The sequence below is a fragment of the Paraburkholderia phymatum genome, from assembly GCF_040965635.1.
Classification (GTDB): Bacteria; Pseudomonadota; Gammaproteobacteria; order Burkholderiales; family Burkholderiaceae; genus Paraburkholderia; species Paraburkholderia phymatum_B.
Genome location: NZ_JBFRCH010000003.1, coordinates 579,914 through 602,823 on the forward strand (window position 1 = coordinate 579,914; position 22,910 = coordinate 602,823).

General features: G+C 64.5%; 21 protein-coding genes. 15 read left to right on the plus strand and 6 right to left on the minus strand.

Translation table 11 applies throughout. The features are described from left to right. Window positions 1-17: 17 nt before the first annotated feature. Window positions 18-1,694 (minus strand): ATP-binding domain-containing protein, encoded by a 1,677-nt coding sequence (locus AB4Y32_RS09195; protein ID WP_368721010.1) that lies wholly within the window; start codon window positions 1,692-1,694, stop codon window positions 18-20. Window positions 1,695-1,853: 159 nt separating this feature from the next. Between AB4Y32_RS09195 and AB4Y32_RS09200 the strand changes: the two genes are divergently transcribed. The 3 genes from AB4Y32_RS09200 (at window position 1,854) to AB4Y32_RS09210 (ending at window position 3,873) form a co-directional block, all read left to right on the plus strand. Next, the gene (locus AB4Y32_RS09200; protein ID WP_368721011.1) at window positions 1,854-2,480 is read left to right on the plus strand and encodes a glutathione S-transferase family protein; all 627 of its coding nucleotides are present in this window, start codon (window positions 1,854-1,856) and stop codon (window positions 2,478-2,480) included. Between the two features lie 4 nt (window positions 2,481-2,484). Further along, window positions 2,485-3,111 carry a glutathione S-transferase N-terminal domain-containing protein gene (locus tag AB4Y32_RS09205; RefSeq protein ID WP_368721012.1) on the plus strand — a complete coding sequence of 209 codons (627 nt, stop codon included), beginning with the start codon at window positions 2,485-2,487 and terminating at the stop codon, window positions 3,109-3,111. Between the two features lie 150 nt (window positions 3,112-3,261). Beyond that, window positions 3,262-3,873: a Fur family transcriptional regulator gene (locus tag AB4Y32_RS09210; RefSeq protein ID WP_368721013.1), complete on the plus strand. Its 612-nt coding sequence runs from the start codon at window positions 3,262-3,264 to the stop codon at window positions 3,871-3,873. Window positions 3,874-3,914: 41 nt separating this feature from the next. Here the strand turns inward: AB4Y32_RS09210 and AB4Y32_RS09215 are convergent, their stop codons facing one another. Together AB4Y32_RS09215 and AB4Y32_RS09220 are read right to left on the minus strand one after the other, a co-directional pair. Next, window positions 3,915-4,379, minus strand: a complete 465-nt coding sequence (locus AB4Y32_RS09215) for a response regulator (protein WP_087732384.1) — start codon at window positions 4,377-4,379, stop codon at window positions 3,915-3,917. Window positions 4,380-5,030: 651 nt separating this feature from the next. After that, window positions 5,031-5,750, minus strand: a complete 720-nt coding sequence (locus tag AB4Y32_RS09220; protein ID WP_368721014.1) for a TetR/AcrR family transcriptional regulator — start codon at window positions 5,748-5,750, stop codon at window positions 5,031-5,033. A gap of 90 nt (window positions 5,751-5,840) precedes the next feature. On the opposite strand from AB4Y32_RS09220, the gene AB4Y32_RS09225 reads away from it, so the two are divergent. The 4 genes from AB4Y32_RS09225 (at window position 5,841) to AB4Y32_RS09240 (ending at window position 11,287) form a co-directional block, all read left to right on the plus strand. After that, on the plus strand, window positions 5,841-7,349 hold the full coding sequence (locus AB4Y32_RS09225; RefSeq protein WP_368721015.1) for an MDR family MFS transporter: 1,509 nt from the start codon (window positions 5,841-5,843) through the stop codon (window positions 7,347-7,349). Between the two features lie 456 nt (window positions 7,350-7,805). Further along, complete coding sequence (locus tag AB4Y32_RS09230; protein ID WP_368721016.1) at window positions 7,806-8,996, plus strand: zinc ribbon domain-containing protein; 1,191 nt, start codon at window positions 7,806-7,808, stop codon at window positions 8,994-8,996. A gap of 129 nt (window positions 8,997-9,125) precedes the next feature. Then, a complete protein-coding gene (locus AB4Y32_RS09235) occupies window positions 9,126-10,244 on the plus strand; it encodes a TAXI family TRAP transporter solute-binding subunit (RefSeq protein ID WP_368721017.1) in 1,119 nt (372 codons plus the stop codon). A 479-nt stretch (window positions 10,245-10,723) separates the two neighbouring features. Continuing rightward, a complete protein-coding gene (locus AB4Y32_RS09240; RefSeq protein ID WP_368721018.1) occupies window positions 10,724-11,287 on the plus strand; it encodes an N-acetyltransferase family protein in 564 nt (187 codons plus the stop codon). 53 nt (window positions 11,288-11,340) lie between these two features. Here the strand turns inward: AB4Y32_RS09240 and AB4Y32_RS09245 are convergent, their stop codons facing one another. Then, window positions 11,341-11,895: a putative glycolipid-binding domain-containing protein gene (locus tag AB4Y32_RS09245; protein WP_368721019.1), complete on the minus strand. Its 555-nt coding sequence runs from the start codon at window positions 11,893-11,895 to the stop codon at window positions 11,341-11,343. 274 nt (window positions 11,896-12,169) lie between these two features. Here AB4Y32_RS09245 and AB4Y32_RS09250 point away from each other — a divergent pair, with 274 nt between their 5' ends. The 7 genes from AB4Y32_RS09250 to AB4Y32_RS09280 all read left to right on the plus strand — a co-directional run bounded on the left by AB4Y32_RS09250 (window position 12,170) and on the right by AB4Y32_RS09280 (window position 18,765). After that, window positions 12,170-13,168, plus strand: coding sequence for an urea transporter (locus AB4Y32_RS09250; RefSeq protein WP_368721020.1), 999 nt, complete (start codon window positions 12,170-12,172; stop codon window positions 13,166-13,168). A gap of 46 nt (window positions 13,169-13,214) precedes the next feature. Then, complete coding sequence (locus AB4Y32_RS09255; protein WP_368721021.1) at window positions 13,215-13,991, plus strand: class II aldolase/adducin family protein; 777 nt, start codon at window positions 13,215-13,217, stop codon at window positions 13,989-13,991. Beyond that, the gene (locus tag AB4Y32_RS09260) at window positions 13,915-14,223 is read left to right on the plus strand and encodes a 4-oxalocrotonate tautomerase (protein ID WP_368721022.1); all 309 of its coding nucleotides are present in this window, start codon (window positions 13,915-13,917) and stop codon (window positions 14,221-14,223) included. Before AB4Y32_RS09255 ends, AB4Y32_RS09260 begins: the two co-directional genes overlap by 77 nt. 402 nt (window positions 14,224-14,625) lie before the next feature. Then, window positions 14,626-16,017: a cytochrome ubiquinol oxidase subunit I gene (locus AB4Y32_RS09265; protein WP_368721023.1), complete on the plus strand. Its 1,392-nt coding sequence runs from the start codon at window positions 14,626-14,628 to the stop codon at window positions 16,015-16,017. 140 nt (window positions 16,018-16,157) lie between these two features. Next, window positions 16,158-17,159, plus strand: coding sequence for a cytochrome d ubiquinol oxidase subunit II (gene cydB / locus AB4Y32_RS09270; RefSeq protein ID WP_368721024.1), 1,002 nt, complete (start codon window positions 16,158-16,160; stop codon window positions 17,157-17,159). Beyond that, complete coding sequence (locus AB4Y32_RS09275; RefSeq protein ID WP_368721025.1) at window positions 17,137-17,295, plus strand: hypothetical protein; 159 nt, start codon at window positions 17,137-17,139, stop codon at window positions 17,293-17,295. The genes cydB and AB4Y32_RS09275 overlap by 23 nt, the downstream gene beginning before the upstream one ends. Window positions 17,296-18,012: 717 nt before the next feature. Continuing rightward, window positions 18,013-18,765, plus strand: a complete 753-nt coding sequence (locus tag AB4Y32_RS09280) for a response regulator transcription factor (RefSeq protein ID WP_368721026.1) — start codon at window positions 18,013-18,015, stop codon at window positions 18,763-18,765. A gap of 162 nt (window positions 18,766-18,927) precedes the next feature. Here the strand turns inward: AB4Y32_RS09280 and AB4Y32_RS09285 are convergent, their stop codons facing one another. Then, the gene (locus tag AB4Y32_RS09285) at window positions 18,928-19,245 is read right to left on the minus strand and encodes a hypothetical protein (RefSeq protein WP_368721027.1); all 318 of its coding nucleotides are present in this window, start codon (window positions 19,243-19,245) and stop codon (window positions 18,928-18,930) included. A 409-nt stretch (window positions 19,246-19,654) separates the two neighbouring features. Next, window positions 19,655-21,496 carry a hybrid sensor histidine kinase/response regulator gene (locus AB4Y32_RS09290; RefSeq protein ID WP_368721028.1) on the minus strand — a complete coding sequence of 614 codons (1,842 nt, stop codon included), beginning with the start codon at window positions 21,494-21,496 and terminating at the stop codon, window positions 19,655-19,657. A 390-nt stretch (window positions 21,497-21,886) separates the two neighbouring features. On the opposite strand from AB4Y32_RS09290, the gene AB4Y32_RS09295 reads away from it, so the two are divergent. Beyond that, window positions 21,887-22,696, plus strand: a complete 810-nt coding sequence (locus tag AB4Y32_RS09295) for a hypothetical protein (protein ID WP_368721029.1) — start codon at window positions 21,887-21,889, stop codon at window positions 22,694-22,696. The last annotated feature ends 214 nt before the right edge of the window (window positions 22,697-22,910 follow it).

A 22,910-nucleotide genomic window follows, 5' to 3' on the forward strand; every position in this document is an offset into this window, starting at 1 on the left:
GCCTGTCCCCTGGCGCGCTACGCCGCCGGCTGATCCTTCGCTTCGCCCAGCTGCAAGTGCCGCGCGGCGCGCTGCGAAGCGACGACGATCAGCTTCATCGTCGCGCGCGTCGCACCGACGAAGAGCTTGCGCGCATTGCGCTCGTCGAACTCGTCGAAATCGACTTCGCTGAGGATCACGCACGGCGCCGACTGTCCCTTAAAGCGGTAAATCGAGTCGAGCAGCACGTCGCCGTCGCGGTATGCGGGGTTGCCGAACAGGTCGTATTTGCCCGTGAAGCTGCGCAGCCGGTGCGGACCGAGCTGATCGAGCGGCCAGAGCACCGAGCCCTCGCGTCCGCGAAACGACAGCACCGCGATGTCCTGCTTGCGAAAGCCGAGCGCGAGCGCCTGCGTGATCGCGCGCTTGGTCGCGTCGATGCAGCTTTCCGGCGACTGCGCTTCGTCGTAGGTCGACAGCAGGATATCCGAGCCGTCGAACGGACTGCCCGCCGCCAGCGCGCCCGCGAGCGGCACGGTCGCGCCGACCACGTCGCGCAGATAGTCGAGGATGTCGCGCGGGCTGCGATAGTTGGTCGACTCGCGCAGCACCGTCCAGCCCGGCAGCGCGACGCTCTCGCGCATGTAGAGATTCTGCAGCGGATCTTCGAGCCACCACCACGCGCCGCCCGGCTTCAACAGCCGTTCGAGCGCGGGCACCCACGGCTGCTGGAAATCCTGGCCCTCGTCGACGATCAGCACGTCGTACTGCCAGCGCGCGTCGATAGGCGTGGCGGCGAACGCGCTTTCGAGCCTGTCGAATACGTCGTTGTTCTGGAAATCGGGCGCTTCGCCGCTTTCCCGCGCGATCCAGTCGCATAGCTGGTGATAGTTCGCGACTTTCGCCTCGGGCGGCGCGACACGCGCGATATGGTCCGCGAGCGGCCGGTTGAAGCACACGTACAGCGGCCGCTCGCCGCGCGCGACGGCATCGTTCATCACCTGCACGGCGAGCTGCGTCTTGCCGGAACCCGCCGTGCCGATCACGCGCAGCCGGAACGGCGTGAATTCGAGCCGACGCGCCCACGTGGCCAGTCCGCCCGCGAGCCGCGTGACGAGCGTGCCCGCCTGGCCGACGAGCGCACTCGCGTCGGGCGTGAGCGCGAGTTCGTCGGCGAGAAAGTGGTGGATCTTCGATGCGCACGCGAGACGCGGCTCGTCGGCGGGCAGCGCTTCGAGAATGATGCCGACGAGCTTGTCCTTGCGATTCGCGTCGACGATGCGCGCCGGGTTCACGCCTGCAATCGCCGCATCCCTGACGATGTGGTCCGGGCAATACAGCAGCTCTTCGATGAAATACGTGCCCGCGCCGAAGGCCGCCGTGAAGCGCCGGTGCAGCCCCTCGATCGTGCGCGCGAGCGCGATCGCCACGTTGCGCTCGGTCTGCATGTAGACCTTGACGAGCCCTTTTGGCGTCTCGCGCAGAAAGCCCGTCTTCTGCTCGACGATCATCACGCGCCCCGATGGGCTGACGATCACGAAATCGGCCTCGCCGAACACGGAGAAGCCTTCGTGCAAGCGGGTCCAGTGCACGCCGTGATAGACCGTGTAGTCGCGCGGCAGCGCTTCTTCGAAGAGCGCCAGCGTTTCGCGCTCGCGCGCGGCGGCGCCCGTGGCGGCAAGACTCTTCCAGTCGTCGGGGACAATGCGGGCCATGCGATGCCTCGTCATGTTGGGTGCGCTCATTGTACGCAACGCGTGAATTCGGATCGGCGGCGCCCCGGAAAGAAAAACCCGCATCGTGTATCGTTAGTGGTTGAACGCCGCGCACGAGGCGCGGCTTGCCACTGAAGACGAATCAAAGAGGATTACCGGATGATTACAATCTGGGGACGCGCCAACTCGGTCAATGTCCAGAAAGTCTTGTGGGTGTGCGACGAACTCGTCCTGCCTTACAACCGCATCGACGCCGGCCTGCAATTCGGCCGCAACAACGAACCCGAATACCTCGCGATGAACCCGACGGGCAAGATTCCGACGCTCGTCGACGGCGATTACGTGCTGTGGGAATCGAACTCGATCCTGCGCTATCTGGCGATGCAGTACGGCGCGTCGAGCCTGCTGTACCCGACGGAGCCCAAGGCGCGCGCGAGCATCGACCGCTGGCTCGACTGGTCGTTGTCCACGCTGCAGCCCGCCGAGCGTCCCGTGTTCTGGTCCATCGTGCGCACGCCCGAAGCGCAGCGCGACAACGCGAAGCTCGCCGCCGATATCGACAACGTCGCGAAGCTGTGGAAGCTGCTGGATGTGCACCTGCAAGGGCGCTTTCACATCGAAGGCGATCACTTCACGCTCGCGGACATCGTGCTCGGCGCATACGCAAAGCGCTGGTTCGGGCTGCCGGGCGTCGAGCGTCCGTCGACGCCGAATCTCGAACGCTGGTATCAACGGCTCGCGACGCGCCCGGGCTTCAAGAAATATGTCGACTTCGATCTGACCTGAACTCATGACGATCACGCTCTACGCATGGGGCACGCCGAATGGCCGCAAGGTCAGCGTCGCGCTCGAGGAAATGGAACTGCCGTACGTCGTCAAGCCGATCAACATCACGCAGGACGAGCAGTTCGATCCCGGCTTTCTCGCGATCAGCCCGAACAACAAGATTCCCGCGATCGTCGATCCCGAAGGACCGGATGGCCAGCCGATCAGCGTGTTCGAATCGGGCGCGATCCTGCTGTACCTCGGCGAGAAAACAGGCAAGTTCCTGCCGAAGAGCCTGCGCGAGCGCGTGCCCGTGCTCGAATGGCTGATGTGGCAGATGGGCGGCTTCGGCCCGATGCCAGGACAGGTGCATCACTTCGCGGCGCTCGCTTCCGAGGACGACAAGCGCTACGGCCTCAAGCGCTTCTCGGCCGAGACGCGGCGGCTCTATGCGGTGCTGGATAAGCGGCTGGGCAAGACGGAATACGTGGCGGGCGAGTTGTCCGTCGCGGACTTCGCGATTCTCGGCTGGGCGTGGCGGCACGAGCGCCACAAGGTCGATCTCGCCGACTACCCGAACGTCAAGCGCTGGTACGACATGCTGTTCGAACGCAAGGGCGTGAGGCGCGGGTTCGAAGCGAAGCTCGACTGACGCGGGCCGTTCGATCGTGCGGGCCGTTGAGCGCAGCGCATGCAGAGCGGCGATCGGCGGCCGGGGTTCAAGCGGGGGATTGATCGCGCGGTTCAACCGCCGGGTTCAACCGCCGGGTTTGACCGTGGGGTTCAACCGTATAATCAGCGGATGAAAAACGCCAAGTCAACGGCTGCCGCCGCCGCTTCCGCAACGGCAGGCACATCGAATCCAGCGCATCGTCCGCAGCATGAGCATCACGTGGATAACGCGCATTCGAACGCGCACGATCCGGATCACGAGCATGCCGGACACGCGCAGGGCACACCGGCGTCCGCCGAGGCTGCGCTCGCGCTTGCGGAAGAATACTGCCGCGAGCGCGGCGAAAAGCTCACGCCCATCCGCCGCAAGGTACTCGAACTTCTGCTGACGTCGGGCCGCGCGACCAAGGCCTATTCGCTGCTCGACGACATGCGCCAGATTCACCCCGGCTCCGCGCCGCCCACGGTGTATCGCGCGCTCGATTTCCTGCTGTCCGCGGGGCTCGTGCACAAGATCGAATCGATCAACGCGTTCGCCGTGTGCCACGACCTCACGCAATGCCAGCACGGCATCCTCGTCGTCTGCCAGCAGTGCGGCAATGTCACGGAACTCCATCAGCCCGCGCTGCGCGAGGCGCTCGTCGCGCAAATCGAACACGCGGGCTACCGGCTCGCCGGAGATGGAATCGAGCTGAAAGGGCTGTGCTCGGCATGCCAGGCCGCGCATGCCGCCGGCGGTTGAACTGGCCCGTCTACGTCAAACGAGGCGCCGCGGTTCGAGCGTCAGGTCAAACCGGCGGCGCGCGCACCGATCGCGTCGCGCAGCAGTGTCACCAGCGCGTCGGGCGGCGCGGGCTTCGTCATGAAGTGCTGGAATCCTTCGCCGATGCTGCGCAGCCGGTAGGCTTCATCCGTATGGCCCGTCACGGCCACTGCGACGCAAGGCGCGTGATCGCCGCGAATCTCGTGATCCCGTAGACGCTGGATCAGGTAGAAGCCGTCCATCGCAGGCAGGTCCAGATCGCAGACGACGGCATCGGGCAGCACCCGAATGGCGGCTTCGACGCCCTCTTCGGCATCCGCTACGGCGATGACATTGGCCCCTTCTGATTCGAGCAGAATTTTCAACGATTCCCTGTTTTGCGGGTCGTCTTCGACGAGCACGATCGTGGCCTGATCGAGCCTCAATACTCCGTTCATCTTGATGTTATTGCTGTAAAAGCTGGTTATGCATTCTGACGTGGCCATGATGTTACGTACTTGTATACCGCGCCAGCGCCGGCAGCGGAAAAGAGTTCAACGTTACTACTCTCGCACGGTCGTTCTTACCGACGGACGACGGACGCGCTGTCCGTCCGCCAACCGTTCCCGCCTCGCGTAGTCGTCACTGCGTGCCCGGCGCGTTCGCCGCCGTGCACATCCCTCTTCGGACTCGATTGTCCGCATTGAGTTGCACGCGACTGTGCGCTTGCGAGCACGTCCCGCCGCATTCAAAGAGCGCCAGGACAGGCACGAGGATCGAGCCTGCATGCAAGCAGCACCGCGCCATCTTGACGGCCGTGCAAGGCGCTTGCGTGACCATCGGAGGGATACAGATAACGAGAGGAAGCTTGTGAAGCGCGCGCACGATGAAAGGCGGGCCAGCCGGCCGAAACGGTCGAAGGCAAGGCACTGCGATGCATTGCGATCTTCTTCCTGTTCCTCGTTATGCCGTCAACCGGTTGATGCGCGCGCGGAAGATCGCTCATTGCCGCGCCGGCGCAAAACAACATGGTGGACGTCGACCTGCGAAACACACGGATTCATGAAGCACGTTGCGTGCCGTTGGCAAATGCGCCAGGGCGTTCAACGTCTGAAGAAAGCGGCTCGTCGGCAAGCAATGCGCAATCGGCTCGCGACTCATACGCGCGGCTTCGGCCCCATGCCATGCGTGAGCAACGCAACGGCGTGACGCGCGATGTCGTCCGCTGTCAGCTTTCTGCGCACGGGATCATGGCGCCACATCGCCGACGTGGCGAGCGGCAGGATCGCCAGCCCGATCACCGACAGAAACACGAGCGACGGTTCCAGATCCGGATTCAGCCGCCCTTCCTTCTGCCACCGCTCGATATACGCGATGCCGCGCCGCTGGTTCGCATCGCCGAAACGCTCGTGCATGCGCTGCTTGAGCAGGCCGCCCTCGCTGATCACTTCGCGAATCCACAGTGAAGGAAACCACGGATAATCGCCCGCCACCTCGACGAGCCGATGCGCAAGCAACGTGATCGCCGCGATGGGTTCGTCAGGATTCGCTTCGAACGAACCGGCAAGCCGTGCGCGCAACGGCAGAAAACGCTCGTCGATCAGCACGTCGAGCAACTGATCGCGGGTCTTGAAGTAGTAGTGCATCATCGCGGGCGTAAAGCCGGCCTCGCGCGCGACCTGGCCGAGCGTCGTATCGACGATGCCCTGCCGCGCGAACAGCGCAAGCGCCGCGTCGAGCAGACGGGCGCGCTGCTCGGGGCCGCGTCCGCTGCCCGACGGACGGCCCGGACGGCGCGCCGCTGCGGCGGGCGCCACCGCGCCTTCATGGTCCGCATGCGCCGCCTGATCCACACCCGATTCCGCTTTCCTTGTCATGACAGTGAGATTGACGAATGATCTGATGTGGCATATATTAATCTTCGTGTTAATTAATTTCAAGGCAGCTTGAAAGCATTGGAAGCCGAGATGGAAACCCAGACCCTTGCCCCCGACGTCGCACCCGGCACGACGGGTCACCCGTCGCTGCGCGTGCTGTTTCCGGCGCTGCTGCTGGTGATGCTGCTCGCGGCGCTCGACCAGACCATCGTGTCGACGGCACTGCCGACCATCGTCGGCGATCTCGGCGGACTGGACAGCCTGTCGTGGGTCGTCACCGCCTATCTTTTGACGTCGACGATCGTGGTGCCGCTGTACGGCAAGTTCGGCGATCTGTTCGGCCGCAAGGTCGTGTTGCAGACGGCGATCGTGCTCTTTCTCATCGGCTCGGCGCTGTGCGGGCTCGCGCAGAACATGACGCAGCTGATCCTGCTGCGCGCGCTTCAGGGACTGGGCGGCGGCGGACTGCTTGTGATCACGATGGCCGCGATCGGCGACGTGATTCCGCCTGCCGAGCGTGGCCGCTATCAGGGCGTGTTCGGCGGCGTGTTCGGACTTGCGACCGTGATTGGTCCGATGATGGGCGGCTTTCTCGTCGACCATCTGTCGTGGCGCTGGATCTTCTACATCAACGTGCCGCTCGGCATCGTCGCGTTGCTCGTGATCGGCGCCGTGTTCAAGCCACGCGTCGCGCACGTGAAGCACACGATCGACTACATGGGCGCGGCCTTCCTCGCGGCCGCCCTCACCTGCTTGATCCTGTTCACGAGCCAGGGCGGTACGGTGCTGCCGTGGACCTCGCCGCAACTGTGGTTCACGCTCGTGCTCGCGTTCATTTGCATCGGCGGGTTCATTTATGAAGAGCGCCTCGCCGTCGAGCCGATCATGCCGCTCGAGCTCTTTCGCGACCGCACGTTTCTGCTGTCGAGCGCGATCGGCTTTATCGTCGGCGTGTCGCTGTTCGGGTCGGTGACTTTTCTGCCGATGTATCTGCAGGTCGTGAAGTACTCGACGCCTTCCGAAGCCGGCATGCAGATGCTGCCGATGATGGGCGGCGTGCTGGTGATGTCGATCGTCACGGGACGCATCATCAGCAAGATCGGCAAATACCGGATGTTCCCGATCATGGGCACATTCCTCGTCGGCGTCGCGATGGTGCTGCTCACCACGCTGAAGCTCTCGACGCCCGTTCATGTGATGTATGCGTATATGGGCGTGCTCGGCTGCGGTCTCGGCATGGTGATGCAGGTGCTCATTCTTGCCGTGCAGAACGCGGTGCCGTTCAGGCATCTCGGCACGGCGACGTCGGGGGCGACGCTGTTCCGTTCGATCGGCGGCTCGGTCGGCGTCGCGGCATTCGGCGCGATCTTCTCGAACGGACTCGCGGCTCGCCTGCAAGCGCTGATTCCGCCCGATACCGAACTGCCGCACGCACTCGGCCCCGCTGCGATTCATAACTTGCCGGCCGTCTTGCGCGACGACTACTTGCAGGCATTCGCGAGCGCGCTGCACACGGTGTATCTCGTCGCCGCCTGCGTAGTCGTGCTTGCGTTCGCGCTTGCGTGGCTGCTTAGAGACCATCCGCTGCGCAAGCATTGAACAGCGCATCAGACGCTAGCAAACACAAGAACGACGAGACGTGCGAACGGCGTGCAATGCCTGGATAAAGGCGTGCAACGTCTCTATCACGCGCTTGTGCATAAAGGCCGGTGTGCATTGCGCACCGGCCTTTTATTTGATCGATGTGTTTCCTATGATCAAAACGTAACGGGCGGCGTTGCAGTTCAGTCTATGCATAAACCCTGATTTCTGATCGTTTACCCCTTTAATTCAAGGGCCGCCGCGACCGATGTGTGCGATAGGTAGCAACGTCGATTGACGCGCCGTGAGAAAGAAACGATATTTGCTCACACACAGCGGGCCCGCGATGAAAGTACCGGGCCGGCTGCTACCCAGCGCATGTGGATCGAGTTCCGCCAACTCCTTCGTTTGCTTCAACGTCGATCCTGAGCATGCCGAAACGGCATCGCCTACAACACTGGTTGGGGTTCAAGCATGTCTGCCGAATCGACACCTGCCCAGGGCTTCCCAACGCCATGCACACGTTGCGGCGGCGTGCTGTATCAGCATGTCGAGTTCTGCCCGTACTGTGGCGCCGATCATCCTCTCGACAGAGCGCAGCGCAAGCGCGCCGGAACCCAGTTGAGAGCCGTCGATACACAGCCGCCGCATTTGCCCGCGATTGCTCCCGATCCCTCGGGACTGCACGCGCTCGCATCACCCGACATGCCGATCCCACCCATCGCCGTGCCGCACGCTGCATGGCAGGCGGCCGGCCGGTGGATGGCCACGAGAGGCGTCGTGATGCTGCTCTTCGTCGCGGCGCTCGGCTACGCGGCCTGGCTGCTGCTCGGCGACAATCGCCGGCAGGACACGAGCGGCGACGAAACGACCAATAGCGCGAGCACGGCGGGCGGGTCCATTTCGCCTTATACGCCGCCACCCGCTCCGCGATCGGCGCCGCAATCCGTGGTGCAATCGGCAGCGCAGCCGGCACGCAATGCACCGATTGCAACGAGCGTGAATGCACCCGTCGCCGAGATCACGCCGACACGCGTCGCGCCGCCGAAGCCACCCGTCGTCCAGCATTACCGCGACCTCTCCGAAGCGCTGCGTGCGGCCCACGCGGGACTCGCGCACAACGATCTTGCGGAAGCGAAGTCGGCGCTCGCCGATGCGATGTCGATCGAGCCGAACAACACGGACGCCTCGCAGATCCAGGGCGAAATCGGCGACCGCGAGAAGAGACGCGACGCCGCGCTCAGCGTGGCGAGCAACTGCGCGAAGGACAAGCTGTGGAGCTGCGTGCGCGAGCATGCAGCGCATGCACTCGCGATCGACGTCGGCAGCGCGGACGCGCAGTCATTGCTCGAACGCGTGATTCTTTCGACGGGCTGGAAGCCGCTCGCCAGCGCGGCCGCGCCCGCGACGGCAGCCGCGAGCGTCAACGCCAATGCCAATGCGAACGGCTCGCCGGCGCTGCCGCCACTGCCGTCCGCGATCGCAACGAAAAGCACCGCGACGGCAACGAGCGTCACTGAGAATTCCACAGCGACGAACGCGGTAACAAGCGCGACAACAAGCGCGGCAAGCAGCAACGCGTCGCGCGCAGCCAGCGGCGTCGACGCTGAAATGCGCGCAATCATCGATTCGGGCTGGAAGCATTCGCCATCGGCGAACAAGTGAACAAATAGCAGAGCACGTCACGCAACCGGGAAGACGCAGCACATACGTATTGCAAGCCTCAAGTAACGGAGCATGCGTGCTATCCGTTGGGCGCATGCGTTTCAACACACCATAAAAGGTAGGTAGACAATGCTCAGAAAAATACTGACGGGATTGACGGCGCTGGTGAGCTTATCGGTCGCGTCCATCGCCATCGCTGCTGGGGCGACGGGGGCAGCGGTGGCAGCTGGCGTCGCCGCGCACTACAAGATCGTCACGGGACAGGAGCGCGGCACGTACATCCAGATCGGCGCCGACCTCGCGAAATACGTCGCGCAGCCCGCGGGCATCGACCTCGAAGTGATGCCGTCGAAAGGCTCCGCGGAAAACGTGCAGCGCATGCGCTTCGAGCCAGGCGTCAAGCTCGCGCTCGTGCAATCCGATGTGTACCAGGCCTATATCGACATGGCGAACTCCGGCAACGCGGACGCCGGCACGACGATCCGCCCGTTGCGTCTCATCATGCCGCTCTACAACGAAGAGATCTATTTTGTCGTACGCAACGACTCGCCGATGAAGACGATGAACGAGATCAAGGATAAGGTGATCAGCATCGGCCCGATCGGCAGCGGCACTGCGCAATCGGCAACGACGCTTTACCGGCTGATGTTCAACCAGCCGATTCCCGAGCAGAACGTGCAGAGCCTCAGCAACGAGGACGCGATTGCCGCGCTCGTCGTGAAGAAGATCGACGTGGCCGTGATCGTGGCGGGACAGCCGGCGAAGCTCTTCACCGACATGAACCCCGATCTGCTTTCGCAGATCCGCTTCCTGCGGCTCGACACGAACGCGCCCGAAACGGCGCGCGCGAAGGAAACGTATTTCCCCGCGACGATCCGCCAGAGCAGCTATCCGAACTGGCTTAAAGAAGACGTGCCGACGCTGACCGTCAAGGCGTTTCTCGTCACCTACGATTACGGCTTGCGCGACACGGTCAGCAATCTGAACCGCTTCGCCGATTCGCTGTGCACCAACTTCGATGTGCTTCAGGAGAAGGGACATCCGAAGTGGAAGCAGGTGAAGCTCGACCTGCCGCCGCTCACGAAGGGCTGGCAATACTATCCGCCCATCGAACGGCACTTGCGCGCGTGCATCGCACATCGCGCGGCCGGCACGCCGACGGCCTCCGCGCAACAGCCCGCGCCGCCCAAAGTCAACAAGCGTCCTTGCTCGGATCAGGAGCGCCTGCTGCTGTTGTGCGGGAAGTGACGCGTTCGAACCGGGGACGCGTTTTCATCGATGCGTGACGCCACGGCATGATGAATGCCGTGGCGTTTTCGTTGCATATGAGAACAGTGGGCGACGTAGCATGCACCCGGGTATGGAAGAGACGCGACAGCAGGTTCATGGCAAAGCCCGTATCGGCGACGCTGACAATGGATGAGACTGAAAGGAGCCTGCATGGCAATCGACGGCTGCGCAGCCGGGAACAGCAGAAGCGGCGTCTGGTGATGGAGCACCTCTTCGCATTGCGCGCGGCTTCGTGGGCGATATGTAATTTCGTCCGCGGCGAGCGTCAATGGCGGGAAAGCCGCGTCTCCTGGTTTTCCTCACCATCCTGGATCGGCTCACCATCCTGGATCAGCTCACCTTGCCGTCCGCCGCCGCCGATTTTTGAAGCGCTTCATTTCCTCGCGCGCCACAGGCATAGTGAGAGGTTTCCAGCTACGACACCGTCATCCGACACAATGAGCGAGACCTCTCCGGCCGCCGCGCCCGTCGTCCGCGACGCGACGGACGCCGATTTTCCCTCCATCCAGTCCATCTACGCGCACCACGTGCTGACGGGCGTCGCGTCGTTCGAGGAAACGCCGCCGTCCGTCGACGAAATGCAAAAGCGCCGCGCCGCCGTGCTCTCTCACGGCCTGCCGTATATCGTCGCGGTACTCGACGGCAAGGTCGCCGGCTATGCGTACGCAACGCTGTACCGGCCGCGCATCGCCTATCGCTACACGATCGAAGACTCGATCTACGTCGACGACGCGTACCGTGGACGCGGCGTAGGCCGCGCACTGCTTGCCGCGCTGATCGAGCGATGCGAGCACGGTCCGTGGCGTCAGATGATCGCCGTCATCGCGGACGGCGGAAGCGGCGGCTCGTTATCACTGCATCGGGACGCGGGATTCGAACTCGTCGGCACGTTGAAGGCCGTCGGCTTCAAGCACGGACGCTGGCTCGATTCGACGATGATGCAGCGCGCGCTCGGAGACGGCAGCGATACGCTGCCCACGGACGCCGACATTGTCGAGTAAGTCGCACACTTGCAAGCACGCATGTGACGCGCCGCCGGGCGCGAGGCGCAACTTCAGGCCAGCGGCAATGTGCGCGTGAACATCGTCGGATAGTCGATGACGAGTCCGTCCTCGTCGACCTTCAGTTCGGCCGCGAAGCCCGTATCGATGCCTTCATAGCGATACTCGATGCCCGGCTCGACGCACGCGTACGCCTGCTCTACGCGTGAGATCTGCAGATCGGGCGTCGAGATGAACACGACGGGAATCGTCTCGCGCGCGCCCTTCGCGAGTTGCAGGCGGCGAATGGGCAGCGTGTTGGTATAGGGCGTCGCGGCGATGTCGATATCGATGCAGCCCGCCAGCGACGCCAGCACGAGCCCGTGACCGTCATGCCAGTTGCCTTCGCCGTCGCCGTGCAGATCGAGTTCCGGGCCGCCGATTACTTTCAGCCACACATGCACGGTGCGCCACTGCAGGTCGCATTTGACGCGGTAAAAAAGGCCATACGGGTGACCGTTGCGCTCGCCGACCAGTACGCTTTCGGCATGGAAGCCGTCGGCGCGCGCGTCGAACGCGAGATGCTCGACGCCATCCCCCTCTTCCGGGGTCCATCGCACTTCACGCATGAATCCGTCTCCTTCGTCCGATCGTTATCGGTGACATCGTAGCGCGAACGGCCGTGGATCAACGCCGTCTTTTCCGTTCTCGCCACGTCGGCCGCGAATCGCGCCGGGATCGCGAGCCTGCAAGACACGCGCCGCAAATAGCCGCTATCAATGCGCGCGCATGCCGTTCGCCGTGCGCCTCGCTATGCTCGCGATTCGTCTGCTTCGAATCTTGCTGGCCGCGTGAGTTCCCCCTCATGCGGCTTCGTCACGTCCGCTTTCAATCGATATCGCCATGCACGCCGTGCCCCATCAAGTTCTGTTCACTGCGCTGCGCACGCTGCTGCGCAGCTTCGGCCAGATCGTCCTGCAACGCGATGCATCGACGGGCGCGTGCGTGCTCGCCGCGTGGCTCGTGTGCAGCCCACGCCTCGCGTGCGCGGCGCTGATGGGCGCGATCGCCGCGAACGTCGGCGCCATTCTGCGCGGCTACGATCCGCGCGAGACATGCGATGGGTTGCACGGTTTCAACGGCGCGCTGGCGGCGCTTGCCGCTTTCACGTTCATCACCGATATCGCTACGGCGACGGCCATCGCGATCCTCGCCGCGACGGCCGCCGCGTGGCTCCACGGTCCGTGGGCGCGGCTGCTGCGCTCGCGCTGCCTCGGATACTATTCGAGCCCTTGCCTGCTCGTCACGTGGGCGTGGATGCCGCTCGTGCATGGGGCGTTCGCACACGCCAGCGTGAGTGTCAGTGTCGGCGTCGGCTTTAGCGTCGGCGCGAGCGCAAGCGACGCCGTTGTGTGGATGCCGTTCGCGCGCGCATTGCTCGCGGGCATCGCGCAGACCTCGTTTGCGTCGACGACGTGGGCCGGTCTGCTGATTCTCGCGGGCATCGCGATGTCATCGATGCGATGCGCCGTATTTGCTCTGGCGGGCGCAGCGCTCGCGACGGCGGCGCACTTGCTCATCGGCACGGATGCCGCCTCGCTCGATGCGGGCCTGTGGGGATTCAACGGCGCGCTCACTGCGCTGGCACTGGCCGATTGCGGCGCATTCTCGGCGCTCATTGGCGTGTCGATGTCGGTATTGCTGCAACAGGCTGCCGCGTTTCCTGGCGTGCCGGCATTGACCGCGCCCTTCGTCGTCGCGACGTGGACGGTGAGCCGTTTCATGCGCGATACTCGCGACACGCACATGTCGCGCAACACAAGCCCCTTCGACGCCGCAGCCGAACGCAGCGCGGACGGGCGCACGGAAAACACGACCCGCGCTGCTTTGCCGGAACGCTGAAGCGGCGAGTCACCAGCAACCGTGTTGGACAGAGACGGGAGACATCATGTCATTCGCACACACGCCCGCAGGCCGCATCGCGCAATCCACGCCGATGTCGGAAACCGAACGGCGCACCCGCGTCGATCTCGCGGCCGCCTACCGGCTCGCGGCGCTCAACGGCTGGGACGATCTCGTCTATACGCACATCTCCGCGAGCGTGCCCGACGAGCCCGGCCATTTCCTCATCAATCCGTTCGGCCTGTCGTTCGATGAAGTCTGTGCGTCGAATCTGGTGAAGATCGATATCGACGGCAATATCGTCGGCGACAGCGAGCATCCTGTGAACGCGACGGGCTTCGCGTTGCACGCCGCCGTGCACGCGGCGCGCGCCGACGCGTTCTGCGTCATGCATCTGCACAACACGGCGGGCATTGCCGTGTCGCTGCAAAAGGACGGCCTGTTGCCCGGTTCGCAGCACGCGCTGCGTTTTCACGGTTATCTCGCGTATCACGACTATGAGGGCCTCGCGTTCACGCCCGCCGAAAGCGAGCGGCTCGTCGCCGATCTCGGCGACAAGCCCGCAATGCTGTTGCGCAATCACGGCACGCTGACGGCGGGCCGCACCGTCGCGGAAGCCTATGTGCTGATGGCGACGCTGATCAAGGCATGCGAGATCCAGTTGCAGGCGCAGGCGGGCGGCGGCCCGCTCGTGCTGCCATCGGAAGCCGTCGCCGGGCGCACGGCCGAACAGCTTTACGACGGCGGTGCGATCGAAGGCGCAATCGAATGGCCCGCGCTGCTGCGCAAGCTCGATCGCCTCGATCCGTCGTTCAGGAACTGACTTCGACACGCTTCGTTTCAACTCACTTCAAGGAACACGAGACATGCCTACATTTCATATCGAGCTTTTCGAAGGCCGCACGGTCGAGCAGAAGCGTCAGTTCGTCGAAGCGATCACGAAGGCGACGTGCGAATCGCTGAACGTCGAGCCGGGGTCCGTCGACATCATTCTCATCGATGTCAAACGAGAGAACTGGGCGACGGGCGGCCGTCTGTGGTCCGATCCAGCCTGACGAAAAACGACTGAACGGCTCGCACGAAACCCAAGGCCTCCTCTGCGACAACGGGCCGCAAGTGCTTCCGCGCTTGCGGCCTTTCTGCTTTCGACGCCGCCATGCGAACCGCCATGAACCGTCGCGCAACCGTCACGCACACGATGCTGCGACGCGGTTGATTGACGCACTTTCGCCTTGAGCGCGCGCAACAGACGCGCAGATCGACGCAGCAAAAACCTGATCGCGATCAAGGATTTACGTCGCCGGTTCGCTCGCGCGAAAGCACAGTTCCGCGCCATATCGACGCAGCCCGCGCCGCAGCAAAACCGTCCGCAATCCCCTACGCTTGCCTCACCTGCACGACGCAGTGCGCAACGGCATCCGCCGACGCGCGCCGTGTCTCTTTTCGGATTCGGACACATGAACACCGCAATCTCCGCCTTCGACCTCGCGCGCATGCAGTTCGCGTTCACGGTCTCGTTCCACATTGTCTTTCCTGCGCTCAGCATCGGTCTTGCGAGCTTCATCGCCGTTCTCGAATGGCGCTGGCTGCAAACGGGCAAGGCCTACTACAAAGACCTTTGCCTGTTCTGGTCGAAGATCTTCGCCGTGGCCTTCGGCATGGGCGTCGTGTCGGGCGTCGTCATGAGCTACGAGTTCGGCACCAACTGGTCGGGCTTCTCTGCGTTCGCAGGTCCCGTGACGGGCCCGCTGCTGATGTACGAAGTCATGACCGCGTTCTTCCTCGAAGCGGGCTTCCTCGGCATCATGCTGTTCGGCTGGCAGCGCGTGAGCCCGCGCGCGCACTTCGGCGCGACGCTGATGGTCGCCATCGGCACGCTGATCTCGACGTTCTGGATTCTCGCGTCCAACAGCTGGATGCAGACGCCGCAAGGCTTCGATATCGTCGACAACCGCGTCGTGCCCGTCGACTGGTTCAAGATCATCTTCAATCCGTCGTTCCCGTACCGTCTCGCGCACATGGCGATGGCCGCGTTCATCGTGACGGCGCTCGTCGTCGCGGCCGTCGGCGCGTGGCATCTGCTGAGTGGCCGGCGCGACAACGCGGTGAAGAAGATGTTCTCGATGGCGCTGTGGATGCTGCTCGTCCTCGCCCCCATCCAGGCGTTCGTCGGCGACGCGCACGGACTGAACACGCGCGACTATCAGCCCGCGAAGATAGCGGCGATCGAAGGCCTGTGGGACACGGAGAAAGGCGGCACCGCGCTGAACCTGTTCGGCATCCCCGACATGCAGGCCGAGACGACGAAGTACGCCGTGTCGATTCCGCACCTTGGCAGCCTGATCCTCACGCATAGCTGGGACGGCGAAATCCGCGGACTGAAGAGCTTCCCGAAAGAAGACCGCCCGGATTCGACGATCGTGTTCTGGAGCTTCCGCGTGATGGCGGGTCTCGGCATCGCGATGATCGGCTTTGCGGCGGCGGCATGGGTGCTGCGCCGGCGCGGCAAGCTGTATGACGCGAAGTGGTTCCACCGCATCGCGATCGCGATGGGCCCGACGGGCTTCATGTCGCTGCTCGCGGGCTGGATCACGACGGAAGTGGGCCGCCAGCCGTGGGTCGTGTATGGCGTGAAGCGCACCGTCGAAGCGGTGTCGCCGCTCTCCGCGCAACAGGTCGGCATTTCGCTGATGGCGTTCGTCGTCATCTACTTCCTCGTGTTCGGCACGGGCATCTACTACATGCTCAAGCTGATGCGCACGGGTCCCGCGCTGCCGGGCCACACGCCGGACGGCGTGCCCGATGGTCCGGAACGCACCGCGCGCCGCCCGCTCTCCGTGTCGACGTGAGCCGGCGCTTCAGCTGTCGGCCGGAGTCGGTGCTTTAGCACTTACTCCGGCCCATGCAGAGCGCTTACTCCCGTCCCATGCAAAGCCCGTCGACCCGATGATGGGCGCCTGACCACCCTTCGATACCAGCGAGAGAAAAAATGGATGTCACCGTAGTCTGGGCCGCGATCATCGCACTGGGCCTCTTCATGTACGTCGTGCTGGACGGCTTCGATCTGGGCATCGGCATCGTGTTTCCGTTCTTCCCCGACGAGAAAGAGCGCGACCTGATGATGAACACCGTTGCGCCCGTGTGGGACGGCAACGAGACGTGGCTCGTGCTCGGCGGCGCGGGGCTCTTCGCGGTGTTTCCCGTCGTCTATTCGACCGTGCTCTCCGCGCTGTACCTGCCGCTCGTCGGCATGCTCGCGTGCCTGATCTTTCGCGGCGTGTCGTTCGAGATCCGCGCGAAGGCGAATCGCACGAAGCATCTGTGGGATCTGGCATTCATCGGCGGCTCGGCGGGCGCGGCGTTCTTCCAGGGCATTGCGCTGGGCGCGTTCCTGCAAGGCATTCCCGTCGTCGACGGCAGCTTCGCCGGCAACGCGTTCGGCTGGCTCACGCCGTTCTCGCTGCTGACGGGCCTCGGCCTCGTCGTCACCTATGCGCTGCTCGGCTGCTGCTGGCTCGTCGCAAAGACGGAAGGCGATCTGCAACGCCGGCTGCATCGCGTCGTCTGGCCGCTGACGATCGTGTTGCTCGGCTTCATCGTCGTCGTGAGCCTGTGGACGCCGCTGCAGGAACCGACGATCGCGCAGCGCTGGTTCGACGACGGCCTCTTCTGGCGCCTCGCGCCCGTGCCGCTGCTCGTCGCGATCTGCGTGTACTTCATGCGCCGCGCGGTGCGCGGGCGGCACGACAACACGCCGTTCATGCTGGCGCTCGGTCTCGTGTTGCTCGGCTATGTCGGCCTGCTGGTGAGCCTGTGGCCGTATGCGATTCCTTCGAGCGTCACGCTCTGGGAAGCGGCCGCCCCGCGTTCGAGCCAGGTGTTCACGCTGGTCGGCGCGGCCGTCATCATCCCGATCATCATCGCGTACACGACGATGGGTTACTGGGTCTTCCGCGGCAAGGTGCGCCATGGCGACGCCCACTACCACTAAGTCCGGCCGCGCCCGCTCGCGCCTGCCGGGCTGGCTCTGGTTCATTGCGCTGTGGTGCGCAGGCGTGGGCAGCGCGATGATCGTCGGCTATGCGTTCAAGGCGCTGATGAACGCGACGCTCTTCGCGATCACCTGAATTGCTGGCGCAAAGCGCGACGCTTTTCACGATCACCTGAATGGCTGGCACAAAGGGTCCGAGGCATGCGTGGCAGTTCGCGCAATCAAACACGCTGCGCAGGCCCCATGTACGGAGCCTCGCCTTCAGCGCCAGTGAACACCTGTACGCCACCGCCGCGCATAGCTCGCTCCCGCCCGTTCTACCCGACCGAACCGCCGTTTCGCCTTCAAAATCCTTCCGCTCGGCTCGTCTACGTAGCAGGCCGCGACATGGACGTACGTCCGGCCACCGATGCAGTACCAAACCAAAGGAAAACCACGCGCGCCAACCGCGTCGACCAGACCGGACTCTCCGGCACGGCCGCAGCGGCAGCGCGAGCGAGACCAGACTGATACGCGCCGGCGCCGTTGCATTCCGGGCGGCCCGCGCAAACAATGACAGGCGGACGCAAGCGCATGGGTCGCAAGGCCCGTGCAGGCGATCTGCGACGAGCATGACCACGCCGACGATCAGGCATATGATCGCGGCGTAGGAAGCAAACAAGCTGTTGCTGCATGGACGGCCCGTCGCTGACGCGGCCGCAGGGAGTGCAGCGGGTTGCGGCACGCAGCGGGCGGTTTCGCGCGCGCGGCGCAGCCTTGCGGACGGATGGCGCACTTCCGGGAGCGCGCCCTCCGCTCCCGTCCCGACCGACAACGCAGGTACAACATCGGCAGGGCCGAAAGCGGAGACATCATGAAGTTTCTCGTAGCCGACGATCATGAACTGATCCGCCAGGGTGTCAAAGGTCTGTTGCGCGGACTCGATCCCGACGCCGTATTCGACGAAGCCGACACGTGGGAAACGCTGGCCGCCATCGCCAAGCCCGACGCCGACCACGACCTCGCGATCGTCGATCTGCATATGCCCGGCATGACGGGCGCCTCGTCGCTGCAAAACCTGCTGACGGCCAACCCCGCGCTGCCCGTCGTGGTGCTGTCCGCGGAAGAATCGCCCGACGAGATGCGCGCCGTGCTCGCGGCGGGCGCGCTCGGCTTCGTGCCGAAACGCCAGCCTGCGAGCGTGATGCTCAAGGCGATCGAACTGGTGCTTTCCGGCGGCGCCTACGTACCGATGGAAGCGCTGAGCCTGCTCGGCAATCGCGAAGCCGCGACGGCAACGATGGAGCCGGCGTCGACGGCAAGCGCCGCGACGGCCACCGTACAAGCGACGGCGTCCGCGCCAACGGAAGCCGTTCCCGCCGTCCGCGTCGAAGCGTTGCAGCCGCACCAGCAGCATCTGCTGGAAAACCTGTCGCCGCGTCAGCAGGAAATCATGCGCCTCGTGCATCGCGGCTGGACCAACAAGATGATCGCGCGCGATCTCGGCGTCGCCGAGGGGACGATCAAGGTTCATCTCTCTGTGATCTTTCGCGCGCTCGGCGTGCACAATCGCGCGACCGCAATTGCCGTGATCAACGGCTGGCTCGAAGCGGGCAAGACGCTTTAGCGCGAGCCGCGTCGGCGTTGTGATTCAGCGTGGGAGTTGCAGAGGGCGGCGGCGTTGGGATTCAGCGTGGGAGTTGCAGAGGGCGGCGGCATCGGATGCTCATCGAATGCCGCCTGTCGGAAGGACGCGGCCCCGCCTGGAGCCGCAAAGGCGCGTTGCCCGTTACAGCAGTTCGGTCGCGAGCGTGACGCCAAGCGCGATGCCGCCCATCACGCCGATCGCGCGGCCGAGCAGCAGCGCGTTGAGGTCTTCATCGAGCACGAACAGGCTGCGGCGATCGCGCAGGACCGTGCGATGCAACAGCGGCACCGGGAAAAGCAGCGCGCACGACAGCGCGACGGGCAGACCGAGCCGCATCGCCATATGCGCGTGACGGCCGGACGGAATGCCGAGATACAGCATGCCGATGACGAAAGCGCTCGTCACGAACGCGCCGAGCAGAACGCCGGCGACGAGCCGGTCGGAAGAATGTCCGTTCACTTCGATACCTCGTTGATTCGATAGCCGCGCCAGTGCAGTGGGCCGGGCGCGGAGGGTTGACAGGAGAATTCGCTGCTGACAGCAGATCGAGCGACGGACGCGATGCCTGCCGATCGCACGCGACGTTGCCGGGCCCGACGGCTGCCGTTATCGCGAATCGGCTTATTTCAGCAGCCAGGCTTGCTGCCCGTCGATCAGACACTTCTCAAAAAAGGCGGGCGGGTCGATGCAGGGGCGCAACGCTGTGCGCAGCGTTCTAGCAGCGAATGAGTCGCGCGGAGAAAGTGGGGAAGAACAGAACGGACGTCGGCGCGTCGCCGACCGCCGCAAACACGGCGTCGGAGAAATCAAACGGCCGGGAAAAAGCGAGCGCGAAACGCGACCGCCAGCCAGTTCGAACGCCGCGATCTCAACTGCGCGACGTCACCGGCTGCGGCGCCGCGCCTTCCACGCTCCTGGCGGCGTCGGCGTTGACATCGGCGTCGGAGTCGGCGCCCGGCTGCTGCCACAGCAGCTCCAGCGTGCGGCGCAGGCGCGCCGGCGTCACGGGCTTGTGCAGCACGGGAATCCCTTGCAGCGCGAGCGCCTCCAGTTCCACCGACGCCATATCGCCCGTGATCAGCAGCGTCACGACGCGCTCGCGGCCGCGCCGCCGCAGCGCGTCGCGCACGGCGCCGAGCGCCTGCGCGCCCGTCCGGTGATTCGAGAGCTGGTAATCGCAGAGCACGGCGTCGGGCATGAAGCCTTCGTCGATGGCGAGAAGCGCCTGACGCTCGTCGGGCACGCCGCGCACCACGCAGCCCCAGCGTCCGAGCAGGTTCTGGATGCCTTCGAGAATCGCCGGCTCGTCGTCGATGCACAGCACGTGGCGGCCGAGCGCCGCCGCGCCGCTCGCGCCCGAGTCGTTGAGACCGGCGACGATTCGCGCCGGATCGCCAGCCCGCGCCGGAAAGCGGAACACCGAGCCGCGCCCCGGCGCGGAGCGCAGTTGCAGCGTCCCTCCGAGCATCTCGACGAGCCGCTTGACGGTCGGCAACCCGAGGCCGTGCCCTTGCCGCGCATCGCGGTGCGGATTGGCGACCTGATAGAACTCCTCGAAGATGCGTTCCTGCTCCGACTTCGGAATGCCGATGCCCGAATCGCGCACTTCGATATAGCCGCCGTCGAGCCGCCCCGCGCGCCGGTAGCCCATCCAGATCGCGCCGCCCTCCGTGTAGCGCACCGCGTTCGACAGCAGGTTGCTCAGGATGCGCTCGAGCAGCACGGGGTCGTCGTGGATGACGGCGTCCGTCGGCGCGATGCGCAGCGCGAGGCCCTTCGCGGCCGCCTGCGGCCAGTACTGGCTGCCGACGCGATCGAACAGTTCCGAGAGCCGGAAATGCAGCTTGATCACCTGCGTGACGCCGCTCTCCAGCCGCGCCAGATCGAGCACCTGGTTGAAAAGCTGGTTCAGCGCTTCGACGTTGTTGGCGATATTGCTGGCCGTCTTCGCGTGCTGCACGGGCGTCGCCGCGGGATCGTTCAGCGATGCCGCGAGCAGCCCGATCGCGTGCAGCGGCTGCCGCAGGTCGTGGCTCGCGGCCGCGAAGAAGCGCGTCTTCGCGAGACTCGCCTCTTCGGCGACGAGCTTTTGCGCGGCAAGCGATTCGGCGAGCGCCTGCTGATCGACGCGCGCCTGCACGACCCGCTGGAACAGCTTGCGGTAACTGAGCGCGTAGACGTTGATCGCGCAAAAGAAGAACGCGAGGACGATCGCGAGAATCGTGCGGTCGAACGTGTGCGTGCCGAAGTGCAGCACGATCGCGGGCAGCAGCAGGAACGGAATCGCCGTCACGAAGTTGGCCACGTCAAAGCCGTTCGACATGAACACGCCCGCCGCCAGCGTGACGAGCATCACCGTGTGCAGGATCGGGAGATCGGTATGCGGGCTCTGGAACGCAAACCAGATCGCGAGCCCCGGCGCGCTATAGAGCAACGCGCCACGCGCCGCGTGCAGGTTGATCCACGTGCGCGGCGAGACGGCATCGGGCCAGCGGCGATTGCACATCCACAGCGCGAGGCTCGCGCAGTTGGCAAAGCCGTAGAAGATGAAGCACGCGGCAAAAAGATGCGGATACGGGATGTCATTCCAGTAGATCGCCACCAGCACCGCGATCGAGAACCAGTGCGTGAAGAAGGCAATCGGGTCCTGCGCGTACAGCACGCGCACGAGATCTTCGTCGATCGCACGCTGGATTGGATCAGCCCGCATCGTGCGGTCTCCTGTCCCATGGTTGCTTTCGAGTCCGGCTAGCCGGCCCCGCTGTTCGATGGTGTTTCCGCTTTTCATTGAAGCGCCGCCGCTTGCTTCTGATCGGGAATAAAACCCGTGCGACGCTCGTCTTACACCGGCACTGGTACGACAGTCTAAAGACAGTTTACCCGTCTTGCCCGCGGTTTACCCTTCAGCTATGACTTAATCCATATAGGCGGAGCCGCGTGCAAAAAGCATACTGGTTTCAACGATTCAACAATCAAGCGCGGCCAACAGCCTCTGAAGGTTCAGCTTCACGAATCCTCTTTTACGCCTGTTTTGTCGAGGCTCCATCGGCGGGACCACTCGCCCCTACCGCGCACCTTGCCACTTCCGATGGAGGCCTTCATGGGCGCAGTTCCGAGCCAGGTTTTCGCACGCACTCTCGACGACGCCGTACTTCCCGACCTTTGGCGCCGCCGCACGCAGCTAACCGATAACGAAATGATGTCGATGTACGACCTCGTGAAGCGCGCGCTGCGCACCTATCATCCGCTCGAATTGCACGCGCTCGGCGAAGACAAGGAAGAACTCGTGCACCAGTTCATCTATACGAAAGTGCTGCGCCTCGCGCCCGGCCACGTCGAATCGAAGGCGGCGCCCGAAAGCGCGCCGTCCAACAGCTATGCAATCTGCGCTTACTTCCGCCGTTACCTGATCGATTGCCTGCGCAGCGCGAGCCATCAACGCAACGTCTCGATGGAGCACGAAGGCATGATGCAGGAAATCGATCTGCGCGCGCAGGCGCTCGAAGACCCCGTCGAAAGCGTGCTGATGCAATACGGCCTGAACGAGCGGCGCGTGCGCGAAGCGGCGCGCGAGTTCATCGCGTCGCTCGATTCGCCGGAGCGCATCGTGCTGGCGGGCAGCCTCGGCTGGTGCTCGGAAGCGAAAGGCGGTCTGTCCGCGGTGGCCGCGCAGCATCGTGTGCCCTCCTATCACTACCGCGCTGTGAAGCTCGGCGTCACGATGAAGAAGACGGACGACGCCAGCCAGTTTTCCAACACGAAGATCGGCCAGTGGCTGCGCGACGTGCTCGGCATCGAAATCCTCGCCGAAAACCGCGACGCGATCCTCGTTGTGTTCAACCTGCTGGCGACGGAAGCGACGGAAGCCGCCACCGCCCCGGACGACGAAATGATCGAAGTGGCTGCGTGAGCGGTTGGCGTTTCGCAATCGGCGTTCGGTCGATCGGCCTGCGAGGCGGCTCGATCGACGCGGACGCGGGAATGCCGGGATGCCGCGCCCTCGTCCCCAGCCGCGCTTGATCCCGCGCTTGATCCCGCGCTTGATCCCGCGCTTGATCCCGCGCTTGATCTCGCGCTTGATCTCGCGCTTGATCCCGCGCTTCATCTCGCGCGCCGTTCCAGCG

Excerpts from the sequence above, each read along its gene's own strand:
- AB4Y32_RS09195 (WP_368721010.1), bottom strand. The coding sequence starts at position 1,694 with ATGGCCCGCATTGTCCCCGACGACTGGAAGAGTCTTGCCGCCACGGGC.
- AB4Y32_RS09200 (WP_368721011.1), top strand. The coding sequence starts at position 1,854 with ATGATTACAATCTGGGGACGCGCCAACTCGGTCAATGTCCAGAAAGTC.
- AB4Y32_RS09205 (WP_368721012.1), top strand. The coding sequence starts at position 2,485 with ATGACGATCACGCTCTACGCATGGGGCACGCCGAATGGCCGCAAGGTC.
- AB4Y32_RS09210 (WP_368721013.1), top strand. The coding sequence starts at position 3,262 with ATGAAAAACGCCAAGTCAACGGCTGCCGCCGCCGCTTCCGCAACGGCA.
- AB4Y32_RS09215 (WP_087732384.1), bottom strand. The coding sequence starts at position 4,379 with ATGGCCACGTCAGAATGCATAACCAGCTTTTACAGCAATAACATCAAG.
- AB4Y32_RS09220 (WP_368721014.1), bottom strand. The coding sequence starts at position 5,750 with ATGACAAGGAAAGCGGAATCGGGTGTGGATCAGGCGGCGCATGCGGAC.
- AB4Y32_RS09225 (WP_368721015.1), top strand. The coding sequence starts at position 5,841 with ATGGAAACCCAGACCCTTGCCCCCGACGTCGCACCCGGCACGACGGGT.
- AB4Y32_RS09230 (WP_368721016.1), top strand. The coding sequence starts at position 7,806 with ATGTCTGCCGAATCGACACCTGCCCAGGGCTTCCCAACGCCATGCACA.
- AB4Y32_RS09235 (WP_368721017.1), top strand. The coding sequence starts at position 9,126 with ATGCTCAGAAAAATACTGACGGGATTGACGGCGCTGGTGAGCTTATCG.
- AB4Y32_RS09240 (WP_368721018.1), top strand. The coding sequence starts at position 10,724 with ATGAGCGAGACCTCTCCGGCCGCCGCGCCCGTCGTCCGCGACGCGACG.
- AB4Y32_RS09245 (WP_368721019.1), bottom strand. The coding sequence starts at position 11,895 with ATGCGTGAAGTGCGATGGACCCCGGAAGAGGGGGATGGCGTCGAGCAT.
- AB4Y32_RS09250 (WP_368721020.1), top strand. The coding sequence starts at position 12,170 with ATGCACGCCGTGCCCCATCAAGTTCTGTTCACTGCGCTGCGCACGCTG.
- AB4Y32_RS09255 (WP_368721021.1), top strand. The coding sequence starts at position 13,215 with ATGTCATTCGCACACACGCCCGCAGGCCGCATCGCGCAATCCACGCCG.
- AB4Y32_RS09265 (WP_368721023.1), top strand. The coding sequence starts at position 14,626 with ATGAACACCGCAATCTCCGCCTTCGACCTCGCGCGCATGCAGTTCGCG.
- cydB (WP_368721024.1), top strand. The coding sequence starts at position 16,158 with ATGGATGTCACCGTAGTCTGGGCCGCGATCATCGCACTGGGCCTCTTC.
- AB4Y32_RS09275 (WP_368721025.1), top strand. The coding sequence starts at position 17,137 with ATGGCGACGCCCACTACCACTAAGTCCGGCCGCGCCCGCTCGCGCCTG.
- AB4Y32_RS09280 (WP_368721026.1), top strand. The coding sequence starts at position 18,013 with ATGAAGTTTCTCGTAGCCGACGATCATGAACTGATCCGCCAGGGTGTC.
- AB4Y32_RS09290 (WP_368721028.1), bottom strand. The coding sequence starts at position 21,496 with ATGCGGGCTGATCCAATCCAGCGTGCGATCGACGAAGATCTCGTGCGC.
- AB4Y32_RS09295 (WP_368721029.1), top strand. The coding sequence starts at position 21,887 with ATGGGCGCAGTTCCGAGCCAGGTTTTCGCACGCACTCTCGACGACGCC.